The following is a 14,774-nucleotide window of genomic DNA, read 5'->3' on the forward strand; positions in this document are numbered from 1 at the left end:
GGCAATGTTTCCTCAAAACCCGGGTCTGTCCCGGGTTTTTCTTTTCACCCTTTGCGTGCGGCGCACTGCATGTTAACCTGTGGGAACTGTCCACTTACCGCGCGCCGCATGAAAATCGTCCCCCACGTCTCCCTCGTCACCGTCATCGAAGTGGTGGCCATCATGGTCGGGGCGTTTTCCGGGTTTGTCGAGGCGCGGCGCAAGCGCATGGACATCGTCGGCGTCATCATCGTCGCCTTCATCGCCGCGTTCGGCGGCGGCACCCTGCGCGACATCCTGCTCGACAAGCGCCCCCTGTTCTGGGTCGAGCACCAGGAATACACGATCCTGCTGTTCGTGCTGGCGCTGACGGTGGCGCCCTTCATGAAGCACCTGCGCCACATCGTGTCGGAACGGCTGATCGTCGTGGCCGACGCCGTCGGCCTGGGCCTGTTTGCCGTGGCGGGCGTGTCACAGGCGCAGGCGGCCGGCATGCCCGTCTTCATCGCGGCCATGATGGGCGTCATTACGGGCATTTTCGGCGGCGTGCTGCGCGACATCGTCTGCAACGAGGTACCGATGGTGTTCCGCGACGGCAAACCCTACGCGATCTGCGCGTTTGCCGGCTGCTGGATGTACATCGTGCTGCAGCACGTGGACATCCCGAACGACTTCGCCCTGTGGCTGAGCGCCGCCACGATCTCGATGCTGCGCCTCCTGACGTGGAAGTTCGACATGCGCATCGGCCGGCCATCCTGACCACGGCCGAGTCCGTGTCCCACCGCGGGGTCAGGCACCCCGGTGGGACACGGACTGGACTGTAGCGGGCGACCGCGAACCGCTGTTGCCCCGCTACGGTCGTGCCCGTGTCTCACTTTGGTGACTGACCCCGCGGTGGGACACGGACTCGGCAAAGGGTGGAGTCAGACGGCGTCCGGGCCCGTCTCGCCGGTGCGGATGCGCACGACCTGCTCGACGTTCTGCACGAAGATCTTGCCGTCGCCGATCTTGCCGGTGCGGGCGGCCTTGATGATGGCGTCCACGACCTGCTCGGCCACGCCATCGTCCACCACGACTTCCACCTTCACCTTCGGCAGGAAGTCGACGACGTATTCGGCACCGCGGTACAGCTCCGTGTGGCCCTTCTGGCGCCCGAAGCCCTTCACTTCCGTCACGGTCAGGCCGGTGACGTTCACTTCGGCCAGTGCCTCGCGCACTTCGTCCAGCTTGAACGGCTTGATGACGGCGGTAATCTGTTTCATGGCATTCTCCTTATCGGTAAATGGTTCGCTCAGGCGTCCGGCACGGTCTTCAGATTCTCCAGCCACAGCACCGACTCGGAGTCGCTCGGGGCACGCCAGTCGCCACGCGGCGACAGCGAGCCGCCCGAGCCGACCTTGGGTCCGTTCGGCACGCAGGTGCGCTTGAACTGGCTGGTCTGGAAGAAGCGGCGCAGGAAGATGCCGAGGTTGTGCTTGATGTCCTTGAGCGCGTATTCGTTGCGTGCCACGTGCGCCTCTTCCGGCCAGGCGCCCACCGCGCGGTCCTTCCACGCGTGGTGCGCGAGGAACGCGATCTTGGCGGGCGTGAAGCCGAAGCGCAGCGTGTAGTACAGGTTGAAGTCCTGCAGTTCGTAGGGGCCGATGACGCTTTGCGTGCTTTGCGCCGGCGCCTTGTCGTCGTTGGCCTTGCCCGGCACCAGCTCGGGGCTGATCTCGGTGTTGACGACGTCCAGCAAGACCTGCGAGTCGGCGTCGCCGAACTGGCGGCTCTCGGCCACCCAGCGCACCAGGTGCGCGATCAGCGTCTTCGGCACGCTGCCGTTGACGTTGTAGTGCGACATATGGTCGCCCACGCCGTACGTACACCAGCCCAGTGCCAGCTCGGACAGGTCGCCCGTGCCGATGACGATGCCGTTGTGGTGGTTCGCCAGCCGGAACAGGTGGCTGGTGCGCTCGCCCGCCTGCACGTTCTCGAACGTGACGTCGTATTCCTCGCGCCCTTCGGCATACGGATGGCCGATGTCCTTGAGCATCTGGATGCAGCTGGGGCGGATGTCGATCTCCGCCGCCGTGCAGCCGACGAACGCCATCAGCCGGCGCGCCTGCTCCAGGGTGCGCGTGCTGGTGGCGAAGCCCGGCATCGTGTAGGCCAGGATGTTCGTGCGCGGCAGGTTCAGGCGGTCCAGCGCCTTGGCGCAGACCAGCAGCGCATGCGTCGAATCAAGGCCGCCGGAAATGCCGATGACGACCTTCTTCATGCCGCTGGCGGACAGGCGCTGCACCAGCGCCTGCACCTGGATGTTGTAGACCTCCATGCAGCGTTTGTCGCGCAGCTGGGGATTGGCCGGCACGTACGGATAACGGGCGACGGTGCGCTGCAGCGGCAGCACGTCGCGCAGCGGCAGCTCCAGTGCGAAGCCCACGGTGCGGAATGCGGCCACCTGGTCGGCATGGCGCCGCATCGACTGGCCGAACGTGTTGGTGCGCATGCGGTCGCGCGACAGCCGCTCCAGGTCGACGTCGCCGTAGATGATGTGCGACTCGTCCTGGAAGCGCTCGGCCTCGGCCAGCAGCTCGCCGTTCTCGTAGATCAGGGCCTGGCCATCCCAGGCCAGGTCGGTGCTGGACTCGCCCCGTCCGGCCGACGAGTACAGGTAGGCGGCCATGCAACGACCCGACTGCTGCCCGACCAGATGGTGCCGGTAGTCCGATTTGCCGACGACGATATTGGACGCCGACAGGTTGACCAGCACCGTCGCCCCGGCCAGCGCCGCATACGACGACGGCGGGATCGGTACCCACAGGTCTTCGCACGTCTCGACGTGGAACTTCATCAGCGGCAGGTTCGTTACCTGGAACAGCTGGTTGGCGCCGAACGGCACGCGCTGGCCCAGCAGCTCGATCTCGCTCGAGATGGCATCGTCTGCGCTGCTGAACTGGCGCGCTTCGTAGAATTCGTTGTAGTTGGGCAGGTAGATCTTCGGCACGACACCCTGCACCCGCCCGCCCGCGACGACGACGGCGCAATTGAACAGCCGGTGATCGACCTTCAGCGGCAGGCCGACGATCAGCGCGGCCGGAATGCGGATCGACGCTTCCACCACCCGTGCCAGCGCCGCCAGCGCGCTTTCCAGCAAGGCGCGCTGGTGGAACAGGTCGTCGCAGGTATAGGCCGACAGGCCCAGCTCGGGAAACGCGACCAGCAGCGCGCCCTTGGCGGCGGCCTGCTCGGCCAGCAGGATCGTCTGCTCGGCGTTGTAGAGCGGGTCGGCCACGCGGCAGCGCGGCACGCCAACGGCCACGCGGACGAAATCATGGGAATACAGGTTGTGGAATGGTTGCGGCATGGAGGGCATCGGTACTGGGAAGTCGACGTGAATGGCGAAGATTTTAACATTGACCATCCGGCACCGTCCGGCGCCCCCTTCCACGGCCACAGCGTGGCCTATTCCGCCTGCATGTCCGGGCAGTCCGGTTCCATGTCGATGCCCAGCGAGTAGTAATAGTCGGCGTAGGGCTTGGCGTCCTTCACACCGTGCAGCAGTTCGATGCGAATACCCTCGCCCGTCGTGCAACTGCGCACGTACACCGGCGGCGCGCCGGCACCGAACGTGACTTCGTGGGTGTGCGGATCGATGCGGCGCACCGCCTGCATCGTGGCGAAGCCGAACGCCAGGCCGCCCCACTCGTCGTCCTTGCGCTTTTTCGCCGGCTGGTAGCGCCCTGCCCAGGCGTGGCTCTCCTCGCCGTCCTTGGTCAGCGAGCGCGCGCTGCCATCCTCCGCCGCCTTGGGCGCGGGGCCGTCCGGCAGGAAGCAGCACGTCCCCATGGCGTCATCGAGGAACACCAGCGGCAGCTTGCCGCCCGGGCGGGCCGCGGCGCCCGTCGTGTGCAACTGGCCCTTGTGGTCCGAGTTGATGTCGACGACATAGAACTGTGCGGGGGTCTCGCGCGTGCAGGACTGCAGGGTCAAGGCGCCGAATGCGGCCAGCAGGGATACGGCAAGCTTCGTCATGATAAGGATATGCCAACAAAAAGGGCCGATTGTAGCAGCCCACGCGCGTCGCCGATTTTGCGTACAATGCCCCGATGACCTACCGTACCGGCGTGCTCTCCTCCCTATCCGAAGCCGGCGCCGAAGCCTGGGACGCGCTGCTGGCGCGGCAGGCGCCCGGCGCCCAAGCCAATCCATTCCTGTCGTATGCGTTCCTGCACGCGCTGCACGAATCGGGCAGCGCCAGCGCGAAGACCGGCTGGCAGCCGCAGTACCTGGCACTGTGGGACGGAGAGGAACTGGCCGCCGCGATGCCGCTGTACGTCAAGTCGCATTCGTATGGCGAGTACGTGTTCGACTGGGCATGGGCCGACGCGTATCACCGCAATGGCGTCGAGTACTATCCAAAGCTGCTGTCGGCGATTCCCTTCACGCCCGTCACGGGTCCACGCCTGCTGGCGCGCGACGATGCAGCGCGCGCCGCGCTGGTCGACGCCCTGTGCACGCTGCAGCGCGCCACCGGCCTGTCGTCCACGCACGTGCTGTACCCGCCCCAGGAGCAGGCCTTGCAGCTGCAGGCGGCCGGCTTCATGCTGCGCTCGAACGTGCAGTTCCACTGGCTGAACCAGGGCTACGACAGCTTCGACGCCTTCCTCGCCACCCTGGAACACAAGAAGCGCAAGAACATCCGCGCCGAACGGCGCAAGGTGGCCGAAGCGGGCGTCACGCTGCGGCGCGTGCGCGGGGTCGAGGCGACGGAGGCCGACTGGCGCTTCTTCCACCGCTGCTACAAGAATACCTACGCCGAGCACCACTCGTCGCCCTACCTGAACCTGGACTTCTTCCAGCGCATCGGCGCCGCGATGCCGGCCAGCCTCCTGCTGGTGTTCGCCGAACGCGCCGGCCGGCCCATCGCCGCCTCGCTGTTGATCCACACGGCCGACACGCTGTACGGCCGCTATTGGGGCGCCATCGAACACGTGCCGTGCCTGCATTTCGAGACGGCGTATTACCAGCCGCTGGAGTTCTGCATCGAACAGGGCATCGCCACGTTCGAGGGCGGCGCCCAGGGCGAACACAAGATGGCGCGCGGCTTCCTGCCGACGCAGACCTGGTCGGCCCACTGGCTTGCCCACCCGGCCTTTGCCGACGCCATCGAGCGCTTCCTGGCACGCGAAAGCGGCGGCATCGAGGCCTACATGGACGAGCTGAACGAACGCAACCCGTTCAAGACCTGATCACTTCAGCGCCACGCTCCAGTTCTTCTCCACGCACTTGACGTAGTTGCCCTTCACCAGCGCGCTGTACGGGGTCTGGTAGCTGACCAGCTGGCACTGGTAGTCGCCGCCGCTGTTCCAGTTCTTCTCCCAGTAGATCGGATAGGCCGCCGAACTGGAGGGCCCGAAGCGCTGCATCGTCGCGCACGACAGCTGCTCGCCGGCCGTGTTCCAGCCCAGGTCCGCGGCAAACTCCTTGTAGTAGTCGATGCGGTTCTGCGCCGCCGCCTTTTCCGTCCCCGTACCGCATTCCGCGTTGATGATCATGATCGTCGTGGCGAAGTTGTTGCCGGCGCCGGCCGCGATGTCGGCCGAGTTGGGCACCCAGGTGCCGTCGATCACGTGCAGCATCGACGGTTTCGGCGGCTGCGGGAACACGAAGAAGAACGTGGCCGAAGCGAGGTTCAGCCAGGTGGACGCCACCAGGTCGGGATTCTTCAGCAGCACCGACTGGTCGCCGTCGTACATCACCTGCGAGAACGGGCCGTAGTTGTAGTTGTACGAGAGCTGCTTGGCGCCGCGGCCGAAGTACTTCTTGTAGCTGCCATCGGCATTGGTGCCGCAGGTCCAGACCGCGTTGAAGACAGGGTCGGCGCATTCGGCGTTGTAGCCGCAGCTCGTGCCGTTTTCGTCGCAACCCATCTCGCGCAGGTACTTCAGGCCTTGCCGCCATTGCGGCAGCGGGATGCTGGCGTTGTGGTCGCCCGTCTCCTGGGCGAAGTGGGCGAACATCGTCGCCAGCGAATGGCGGCAGATGGCGTCCGCGTTGCGGCCGTCCGAATAGTCGTCGCACACGGCCGGGAATTTCGCCACCGATTGCAGGAAGCGCGTGTAGGTATAGCTGGCCTCGCGCGCGGCGAAGTAGAAGTCCCATTTCGCCGCCGGCAGCAGCCGCTCGACGCGGCGCACATTGACGGGATTGGCCGCCCGCCCCGGCACGACCGCCTCGACGGCCGCGTTGTCCAGCGTGCGCACCGATGCCTTGACCTTGCGGAAGAAATCGTTGTCCGTCAACTGGACCTCGCGCGCTTCGGCCTGCGCCTTGGTCGGCACCCCGCCCGGCTGCGGCGGCGTGGTGGGATCGGGCACGGGACCGGTCGCATCGCCCACGTACTTCCACGGGCCATACGGATCGGCGGTCGGCGCGCTGCCCTGGTTCCACCACTTGGCTTCATACTGCTTGCCCTGGTACGTGGTGCACATGCCGGCCGTGTAGACCTGCCCGCTCGACCAGGCGGCACAACTGGCGACGGTGGCGCCGGCCAGCGTACGCGCCCCCGGCGCCGGGGTTTCGGTACCGCCGCCTCCACAGGCGGCCAGCAACAGCGCCAGCGAGGGCGCGACGATCGTCAGTTTCTGCATGATGTCTCCGATGGGTGGACCGCCTGCGATGGACGGCGCACGTACGATGGCGCCCCGGCAACTGGTAGTCAAGTGGTTTTAATAATTCCACTTCGGCTAATACCAGTTGCCGTGTCACACGCACGCTTCCCCACCCCGTGCAGCAGTACCGGCCCCGTCCCAAACGAAACATTCGTGTTAAACCAAGCGTACCGCCTGCTCGCGCCGCCAAACTGGTATGGTCCGCCCCAACGGCTGACGAGCCCGTGTCCCATTTTGGTGACTGACCCCGCGGTGCGACACGGGCTCGTCATTAGCGTCAGTCCACCTGCGGCCCATAGCGGTCGGCCTGTAGCTTGCCCGACACCCCATGGGTACGCACGTCCGGCGTGATCGGCAGCATGCCGGCATTCCACGTGTCCCATTGCGCTTTCAGGTCGGCCAGCTTGTCCGGATGCTTCGCGGCCAGGTTGGCGCGCTCGCGCTGGTCCTGCGCCAGGTTGAACAGGAATTCGTTGTCGTTCAGTTTCAGGTATTTCCAGTCGCCCGCGCGCACGGCCTTCTGCACGTTGGCCTTGTAGCGCCAGAACAGCGTGCGCTCGGCCGGCGCGGCGGCGCCGGTCAGCACCGGCAGCAGGTTGACGCCGTCGCTCGGGTGCGACGCCGCCGGGGCCGTGCCGGCGGCCGCCAGCAGCGTGGGCAGCCAGTCCATGCTGATCGCCACCTGCTGGCTGACCTGGTTCGGCTTGATGCGGGCCGGCCAGCGCACGATAGCGGGCACGCGGATGCCGCCTTCCAGCAGCTCGGTTTTCTGGCCCGTGAACGGCCATGTCTGCGAGAAGCGTTCGCCGCCGTTGTCGCTGCTGAAGACGACGATGGTGTTTTCCGCCAGGCCTTGCTGTTCCAGCGTCTTCAGCACGCGGCCGATCGAAGCGTCCAGCGCCGTCACCATCTTGGCGTAGGTGGCCAGGTTGCCGCCGTCGTAGTGGAAGATGTTCTCGATCTGGCGCGACACTTCCTCGTCCTGCGGGCCTTCCCACGGCCAGTGCGGCGCCGTGTAGTGCAGCGACAGCAGGAACGGCTGGCCTTTCTTCTGCTTGCGGAGGAAGCCTGCCGCCTTGTCGCCCAGCAGGTCGGTGTAGTAGCCCACCTCCTCCACCGCCACTTCGCCTTCGTACAGGTCGGCGCGCGCGTTCGGACCCGAGCCGGCCTTGTGCGTGAAGTAGTCGATGCCGCCGCCGTAGTTGCCGAAGAACGTGTCGTAGCCGCTCTTTAACGGGCCGAAGTTCGGCAGCGATCCCAGGTGCCACTTGCCGAACAGCGCGGTGCGGTAGCCTGCCGCCTTCAACAGCGAGGGCAAGGTCGGATGGCCGGGCGGCAGGCCGATGGTGTCGGAAGCGCCCGCGATCGGCTCTTCCAGGCCGCCGCGCAGGCGGTACTGGTAGCGCCCCGTGATCAGGCCGAAGCGCGTGGCCGAGCACACGGCCGAATTCGAATACGCCTGCGTCAGGCGCACGCCCTGCGCGGCCAGGCGGTCCAGGTGCGGCGTCTTGAAATCGCGGTTGCCGTACACCGAGAGGTCGGCGTAACCCAGGTCGTCGGCCAGGATGAACAGGATATTCGGCTGGCCCTTGTCGCGGATGTCGGCGGCCTGGCCAGGCAACGGCGCCACCAGGGGCGCCAGCGCCAGCGTGGACAGGCCCTTGAAGACGGCACGGCGCTTGTTGTCGATCGGTTTGCTCATTGCTCTCTCCTGTCAGAAGTCGTAGCGGCCCGTGATGCCCACGGTCCGGGGGGTGCCGATGACGGCGTTGTAGGAACCGAACCCGCTGTTCCAGAGGCTGGTGTAGTACTGCTTGTCGAACGCGTTGCGCACCCACAGCGACACGTCCCACGCGACGCCGTTGGTGGTGCGCAGGCCCACTGCGGCATTGCTGACGCCATAGCCTGGAATGCGCGCGTAGTCCGAGGCGTCCAGCGTGCCGTACGTGCCGGCGCGGTAGGCGTAATTGGCGTTGACGTAGCCCTGCAGGCCTGCCGCGACGGCGTGGCTGTACTGCACGGCCACGTTGCCCGTCCAGCGCGGCGAGTTGACGAGCGCGTTGCGGCCGGACAGGTCGCAGAACGTCCCGCCGCGCTCCGGTGCGCAGGGTGCGTTGGCGTACTTCAGGTAGCTGGCGTCGTTGAACGAGCCATTGGCGCGCACCGTCAGGCCACGCACCGGGCTTACGATGGCCTCCACCTCGATGCCGCGGGTGCGCACGTCGCCCGCATTGGTGAGGTACGAACTGCGCGCGACCGGATCGTAGGCATTGCTCTGGTAGCCATGGACGACGGTCGCGAACAGGTTGCCGTTCAACTGCAGGCGGTTGTCCAGCAAGGTACTCTTGGCGCCCAGCTCCAGCGCATTGGCGCGCTCGGCGCCCACCAGCATCGACGCCACGCCGCCGCTGCCCGGCACCGCCAGGTTGATGCCGCCCGACTTCTCGCCGTGCGACACGCTGGCATACAGCAGCACGTCGGCCGCGGCCTTGTAGCCCGCCGACAGCAGCGCGGTCGGGCTGGCCTGGTGCAACGCCAGGTCGCCCGAATCGAAGACGCCGTAGCGCGCATTGCGTGCGGCCAGCGCGGCACCGGTGACGGCGGCGCCCACCCGCGGGCGCATGGCGCTCGACGCGTGCCCGTTTGTCCTCGTAGCTGGCGCGCACCCCGGCCGTCAGGTCCAAAAGCGGCGTCGCATGCCAGGTGGACTGGGCGAACAGCGCATAGCTGTCGACGCGCAGGCTGCCAGGCGCGTCGCTGTCCACATTGGCCCACGCACCGGCCGCGTTGCCGTTGTAGATGTCGGCCAGCGGGCCATTGCGTGTAAACGAGTTGTTGTCCAGCTCCTGGTAGTAGTAATAGGCGCCGAACAGGGATTCGACGCTGCGGCCGGCCGGCGTGGCCCAGCGCAGCTCCTGCGAGAACTGCTTGTGGCGCGCCGAGGCGCCCACGTCCAGGGCGACTGGCACGGGCAGGCCATCCTCGTTGTGCGGCGTGAAGTTCCAGTAGCGCCAGGCCGACACGGACGTCAGGCGCGTGTCGTCGGCCAGCATCCAGTTTGCCTCGGCCGACACACCGCCCTGGTGCACGGCGACGGAGGAACCGCTGTCCAGGTCCACTGCCCGTGCGCGCGGGTCCAGCACGGGCGACGCGCCGACGAGACGGGCCTGGGCGATGGCGCGCCCCGATGGGCCGGCGCTGTAGAACACCAGCGTGCCGTTATTGGAATGCTCCTCGTTGTAGTCGGCGATGATGCGCACGCTGAACATCTGGCCCGGTTCGTACAGCGCCTGGGCGCGCACGCCCTGGCGGATGCCGCCCTGCACCTGGTCGCCGTTGTAGCGGTTCACGATGTAGCCGTCGTCGTGCGTCTTGTAGGCGGACAGGCGGCCCGCCAGCGTGTCCGTCAACGGTCCGGACAACACCAGCTTGCCCTGGGCATGGCCGAAGCGGCCGGCAGCCAGTTCCACGCTGCGCGCCGGCGTGAACGTGGGTTTTTTCGTCGCGATATTGAGCACGCCGGCCGTCGTGTTCTTGCCGAACAGCGTGCCCTGGGGCCCGCGCAGCAGTTCCAGCTGCTGCACGTCGAGCGCGTCGAAGGCGGCCATGCCGGGCCGGGCCAGGTAGACGTTGTCGAGGTAGATGCCCACCGACCCTTCCAGGCCGTCGCTGGCGGGATTGTTGCCGAGTCCGCGGACGGCAAAGCTCATCTGGCGCGCATGCACGTAGTTGATCGTCGTGCTGGGCAGGAGCTGCTGCAGTTCCTGCACGCGGTACAGGCGGTTGCCTTCGAGCGCATCGTCGCCCAGCACCGTCATCGGCGTAGGCACGTTCTGCGAGCTTTCGACGCGGCGGCGCGTGGTCACGAGCACGGTCTGGATGGCGCCGACGGTATCGACATCGCCGGCTGCTGCGTTGGCGGCCGCCGCGGCACCGGCCGGGAGGGCCGCGGCGAGCGCCTCCTCTTCATGGGCGGATGCGGTGGCCGGCAAAGTCGCCAGCACGGCCAGTGCCGTGGCGCGCAGCCGGGTCTTGCAAAGTGCTTGAAACACGGTCGATCCCCTTCTTTTGGCTTGTTCTTAATATGCGATTGCCGCACATCTCGACATTAATCATAAGAAGGGGTTATAAAACGCGCCACGAACAAATCCGCATAAGATTAGTTGGCGCGACTGTATTAGCTCATGCGTCGGGCATTGGAATCGAAGGCGTCCCTGATGCCGCCAAGTTTAGCCCCCCTACGGCAGAGGGCCGGGGTCGGGCCCGGCGGGTCTGACCCCGGTTTTTGGTCTTGGGTTTAAGGATAAGCCAGCGGCTCGCTAACCTATACGCCTTAACTTAGCGGCATTGGAGGCTGTCCCCGATTTGCGACTTAACGAGGCCGGGGACGGCCTCCGATGCAGCTCTCCCATGCAGCTGCGATGGTTGTCGGCTGGCACACTCAGGCAGCTTGCCCGAATTGCTGTCGGAGGGCGGCTTCCCTCGCTTCGCGAACCTGAGCCTGTGACAGGTCTTGTATGATCTGCCCCTCAGATAGGACGATGACGCGCTGAGCCATCGCGATTGTTTCCGGCCGATGTGCCACTAGTACCCGGGTCATATTGATACGCTCGATTGCCGCATTCACGAGTTGTTCGTTCCACACGTCAAGATGGCTCGTCGCCTCGTCTAAGATGAGTGCTTTTGGGTCCTTGTACAATGCGCGAGCGAGCAATATACGTTGTTTCTGACCACCGGAGAGCCCGGTTCCGATGTCACCGATCAGAGTGTTGTAGCACATCGGCATGGCGTTTATTTCGCTGTCGATGGCGGCCATCTGCGCACATCGCTCGATGCGCTCCTGCTGCGGCGAGGGATCGAAGAAGGCGATATTGTCTGCGATTGAGCCTGCGAACAAATAGTCGTCCTGCATGACGGTCCCGAGCAGGTTTCGGTAGTTCGCCAGTCCGACTGAGCTGAGCTTCATGCCTCCGACCAATATCTCTCCTTCTGTCGGTTCAAGAAGTCCCAGAATTAATTTGACCAATGTCGTCTTACCGCAGCCCGAACCTCCAGTTACGGCGATGCACTGCCCTGCTGGGATGGCCAGGCTCACATTCTTCAAAATGTAGGGTTCACCGTCGGCGTAACGGAAGCAAACATCGCGCAGTTCGAACGATGCCTCCAACTGCTCCGTTTGTAACTCGCCGTCCACGGCCTGATTCTCGGGCTCCACCATGAGGATGTCAGCAACCCGTTCGCCATGCAGGCGCAGCATGCGCAGCTCAAACAACTTATCGATCAGCGACGCTATACGCTGGCTGAACTGATCTTTATAGCTTATGAAGGCGAACAACATGCCAATCGAGAACCTCGTATCCAGCACAGCTAATGCCGCGAGCCAGATCACGACAATTCGTTCAATGCCGAACAACAAGGTATTCGCAGCCTGGTAGCTGACCGACAGCTTCGAGATACGTAACTGCGCATTGAACTGGTCTGCAAGTAAATTCATCCATCCTACCCGTCTCTCGTCTGTCCGGTTGAATAGGCGAATACTCTGCACTCCACGCGCGGATTCCAGGAAATGTGTCTGTTGCTTTGCCGCGTGCACGATCTGCTCAGCATTTGCGTTTTTAAGCGATTGGAATATGCTCCACCTAAGTAAGATGTAAAGCACAACAGCTACGCACGCCGCAAGCGTCAATGCTGGGCTGTACAGTAGCATGACTGCAAAGGTTCCAACGACAAGCAGTCCATCTACCACGCCTTCCACGACTTGTGTAGTGAGGCTGTGCTGAATAGTTTCGATTGATCCAAATCGGGATACGATATCACCCAAGTGACGCTTTTCGAAGTAAGGCAGTGGCAGCTTCATCAAATGAGTGAATGCGTTTTCCAGCCATTGAAAATTCAGGTGTGTCGCCATTACCGTCGTCACCCAGGAGCGAACCGCCGAGACTATAGTCTGAAGCAGTACCAGCAGCGCAAATCCGATACCTAGTACCGTCACCAGATCTCGATCTGCTGCAATGAGCGCTTCGTCGACCACCCACTGCATGTAAAATGGTGATACAAGGGAAAATACTTGCAAAACGACCCCTAACAAAAGCAGCTGAATCAAGCCACGATTCAAGCCGATGACATTGCCCATCAGGGAGCGCATCGTAAAAGTTGTCTCCGGTGAGGCTGCCGCGAAATTAGTCCCTGGCGTCAGCTCGAGTGCAATACCTGTGAAATGCTCAGCCACATCATTGAGGGTGAGCTTCCGTATACCGGTAGCAGGGTCATGGATGGTCACCCGCTTATTGCGGACTTCCTTTAGCACAACAAAGTGGTTCATGTCCCAGTGAAGAATGCATGGCAGTTTCAACTGTGATAAATGCTCCATCTCCAGCTTCAGCGGCCGACATTGCAGCCCAAGCCCACTCGCCACTGTGATCAGACCCTTTAGCGTTGTACCTTTCATCGACACAGAGTAGCGCCGGCGCAGCGTGGCTAGGTCGACATGCTGACCATGATAAGCAGCAATCATTGCAATGCTAGCGAGTCCACATTCCGCGCTTTCGATCTGGAGGACAACAGGCAGGTGCGAGCACTGCCAAAATTTGAGCTGGGGCATGCGCATCATTTCAAAGACGTCCTATGACAGTGTAAAGTGGATCGAGTATCCATTCGTAGAGGCGGCGGTGCTCGAGGAGGATGCTCGCGTCAAGCAGCGCACCGGACTTCAGTGGATGAGGAATGCCATACGCTTTGACCGCCTGGTTGTCGAGTCGAACCCGAACCCGATACACTGGTTCGGCGTCGCTTAGCGTCACCATCGCCGCCCCTGGAGCGTTTAGCTCTGCCGCGCGCATTGCGGTTGCCGATACTTCCCGCACCGTACCTTTCGCGTGACCAAATTTCTGATACGAGTAAGCCTGGTAGCGCAACAGAACTGGCATCCCGGGGCGGACAAAGCCAATAGAACGCGACGTCACATAAAGTTCCGCCTCCAGCTCACCTCCATTCGGTAGAATGGCAGCTATGGCCTGACCCGCAACAGTAGCCTGACCCGGCTCCGCCGTAATGGCAGTAACGACACCTCTTCGTGGTGCCCTCACAAGTATCGTCCGCCGAGCCTCACTCTCGGTAAGCTCCTGTTCTAGCGCGGCGATGTCGCGATCGCTGGCCTCTTGATCGCGCTGCACCTGGATCTCGAGGCTGGATGCCTCATAGCGAGTGTCCGCCAAGGTGCGCTCGACGGCTGCTCTTGCACGTAGCAAGTCAGCCAATCTTTGCTGTTGATCGATTAGCTCAGCCTGCTTCTCCTGTACCTGTAGGGCAGGCATATACCGGCTTACATACAAATTCTCGTATCGGCGCACTGCTGCGTCCACGAGCGCTATTCTCCGCTCCTGTAATGCCACCTGATCGCTAATGCGACGAATTTCGGACTCCGAGTCCGCCATCCGTCGACGTAAATCCGCACCATGTTGGGATGACTGCCGCCGCGATTGCTGCTGCTCATTGCGAAAGCTCGTCCGCCGAGCTTTAAGCAACGCCGAAATCCTTTGCTCTGCACTCTTTACGCCTTCACTTGCACGTTCATTGCTCAGGACGACGAGTACCTCTCCCTTTTCGACCACGCTCCCTTCGCGCGCCATCATCTCCGTTACGACCCCGCCATGGGGCGGAATAATCCTGATGAGGCCTTGAACTGGCACCAGGACTCCTGGCACTTGAGCCTTGCGCGCTACCGAGAACCATGTAAAGAAAATGATTACCGCCGTGGCGATAGCGACAAATAGGCAAGTCAATAAGAGAAAGCTGACGGGCCGGGCCAACATGATCGCACCGTATTGTCTCGAACGTGACCGGTCGATGGCTTGGGTACGAAACAGAGGCGATACTGAAGGTGACGTCGTCATTGCTATGCGCGTTTTATCGATGTGTACGGTTGAGAAAAAGTGTACTCGAGCTAAGAATATAGATCGGCAGGTACTTACCGCCGTATGGGTTCAGATATACATCCGATGAAATCATCGCAGAAGATGCTACCAAGCAAATCGCCGGGAAAAGCGCGATGTGCATGCGGCGTGATCTACATCAACTTACCGCTGGGCATACGCCCCTCCTTTCCGAACCTCTAGAGGCGTCGAAACCGCAATTACGAAA

Annotated in this window: 10 protein-coding genes and 1 pseudogene; 2 read left to right on the forward strand and 9 right to left on the reverse strand. The window is 63.4% G+C overall.

Translation table 11 applies throughout. From position 1 onward, the window contains the following. The first annotated feature begins 108 nt into the window (after positions 1-108). Positions 109-738 (forward strand): trimeric intracellular cation channel family protein, encoded by a 630-nt coding sequence (locus tag PX653_RS11530; protein WP_107141587.1) that lies wholly within the window; start codon positions 109-111, stop codon positions 736-738. A 164-nt stretch (positions 739-902) separates the two neighbouring features. Here the strand turns inward: PX653_RS11530 and PX653_RS11535 are convergent, their stop codons facing one another. The 3 genes from PX653_RS11535 to PX653_RS11545 all read right to left on the reverse strand — a co-directional run bounded on the left by PX653_RS11535 (position 903) and on the right by PX653_RS11545 (position 3,996). Then, on the reverse strand, positions 903-1,241 hold the full coding sequence (locus PX653_RS11535; RefSeq protein ID WP_107141586.1) for a P-II family nitrogen regulator: 339 nt from the start codon (positions 1,239-1,241) through the stop codon (positions 903-905). Between the two features lie 29 nt (positions 1,242-1,270). Then, positions 1,271-3,328 carry an NAD(+) synthase gene (locus PX653_RS11540; protein WP_277418015.1) on the reverse strand — a complete coding sequence of 686 codons (2,058 nt, stop codon included), beginning with the start codon at positions 3,326-3,328 and terminating at the stop codon, positions 1,271-1,273. A 98-nt stretch (positions 3,329-3,426) separates the two neighbouring features. Continuing rightward, positions 3,427-3,996, reverse strand: coding sequence for a hypothetical protein (locus PX653_RS11545; protein WP_277418016.1), 570 nt, complete (start codon positions 3,994-3,996; stop codon positions 3,427-3,429). 74 nt (positions 3,997-4,070) lie between these two features. Between PX653_RS11545 and PX653_RS11550 the strand changes: the two genes are divergently transcribed. Further along, on the forward strand, positions 4,071-5,213 hold the full coding sequence (locus PX653_RS11550) for a GNAT family N-acetyltransferase (protein ID WP_277418017.1): 1,143 nt from the start codon (positions 4,071-4,073) through the stop codon (positions 5,211-5,213). Here the strand turns inward: PX653_RS11550 and PX653_RS11555 are convergent, their stop codons facing one another. From PX653_RS11555 to PX653_RS11580, 6 genes and pseudogenes are all read right to left on the reverse strand, one after another. Further along, positions 5,214-6,614: a glycoside hydrolase family 19 protein gene (locus tag PX653_RS11555; RefSeq protein WP_277418018.1), complete on the reverse strand. Its 1,401-nt coding sequence runs from the start codon at positions 6,612-6,614 to the stop codon at positions 5,214-5,216. 298 nt (positions 6,615-6,912) lie between these two features. Beyond that, positions 6,913-8,337, reverse strand: coding sequence for a sulfatase-like hydrolase/transferase (locus tag PX653_RS11560; RefSeq protein WP_277418019.1), 1,425 nt, complete (start codon positions 8,335-8,337; stop codon positions 6,913-6,915). A gap of 12 nt (positions 8,338-8,349) precedes the next feature. Continuing rightward, positions 8,350-9,258, reverse strand: a complete 909-nt coding sequence (locus PX653_RS11565; protein ID WP_277418020.1) for a TonB-dependent receptor — start codon at positions 9,256-9,258, stop codon at positions 8,350-8,352. Positions 9,259-10,210: 952 nt separating this feature from the next. Further along, positions 10,211-10,453, reverse strand: a pseudogene (locus PX653_RS11570) (TonB-dependent receptor); the annotation flags it as partial. A 623-nt stretch (positions 10,454-11,076) separates the two neighbouring features. Beyond that, positions 11,077-13,245: a peptidase domain-containing ABC transporter gene (locus PX653_RS11575; RefSeq protein ID WP_277418021.1), complete on the reverse strand. Its 2,169-nt coding sequence runs from the start codon at positions 13,243-13,245 to the stop codon at positions 11,077-11,079. A gap of 1 nt (position 13,246) precedes the next feature. Then, entirely contained in the window at positions 13,247-14,446 is a 1,200-nt protein-coding gene (locus tag PX653_RS11580) for an HlyD family secretion protein (RefSeq protein WP_277418022.1), read from the reverse strand. Positions 14,447-14,774 lie beyond the last annotated feature (328 nt).

The sequence above is a fragment of the Pseudoduganella chitinolytica genome, assembly GCF_029028125.1.
Lineage (GTDB): Bacteria > Pseudomonadota > Gammaproteobacteria > Burkholderiales > Burkholderiaceae_D > Rugamonas > Rugamonas chitinolytica.

Excerpts from the sequence above, each read along its gene's own strand:
- PX653_RS11530 (WP_107141587.1), top strand. The coding sequence starts at position 109 with ATGAAAATCGTCCCCCACGTCTCCCTCGTCACCGTCATCGAAGTGGTG.
- PX653_RS11535 (WP_107141586.1), bottom strand. The coding sequence starts at position 1,241 with ATGAAACAGATTACCGCCGTCATCAAGCCGTTCAAGCTGGACGAAGTG.
- PX653_RS11540 (WP_277418015.1), bottom strand. The coding sequence starts at position 3,328 with ATGCCGCAACCATTCCACAACCTGTATTCCCATGATTTCGTCCGCGTG.
- PX653_RS11545 (WP_277418016.1), bottom strand. The coding sequence starts at position 3,996 with ATGACGAAGCTTGCCGTATCCCTGCTGGCCGCATTCGGCGCCTTGACC.
- PX653_RS11550 (WP_277418017.1), top strand. The coding sequence starts at position 4,071 with ATGACCTACCGTACCGGCGTGCTCTCCTCCCTATCCGAAGCCGGCGCC.
- PX653_RS11555 (WP_277418018.1), bottom strand. The coding sequence starts at position 6,614 with ATGCAGAAACTGACGATCGTCGCGCCCTCGCTGGCGCTGTTGCTGGCC.
- PX653_RS11560 (WP_277418019.1), bottom strand. The coding sequence starts at position 8,337 with ATGAGCAAACCGATCGACAACAAGCGCCGTGCCGTCTTCAAGGGCCTG.
- PX653_RS11565 (WP_277418020.1), bottom strand. The coding sequence starts at position 9,258 with ATGCGCCCGCGGGTGGGCGCCGCCGTCACCGGTGCCGCGCTGGCCGCA.
- PX653_RS11575 (WP_277418021.1), bottom strand. The coding sequence starts at position 13,245 with ATGATGCGCATGCCCCAGCTCAAATTTTGGCAGTGCTCGCACCTGCCT.
- PX653_RS11580 (WP_277418022.1), bottom strand. The coding sequence starts at position 14,446 with ATGTTGGCCCGGCCCGTCAGCTTTCTCTTATTGACTTGCCTATTTGTC.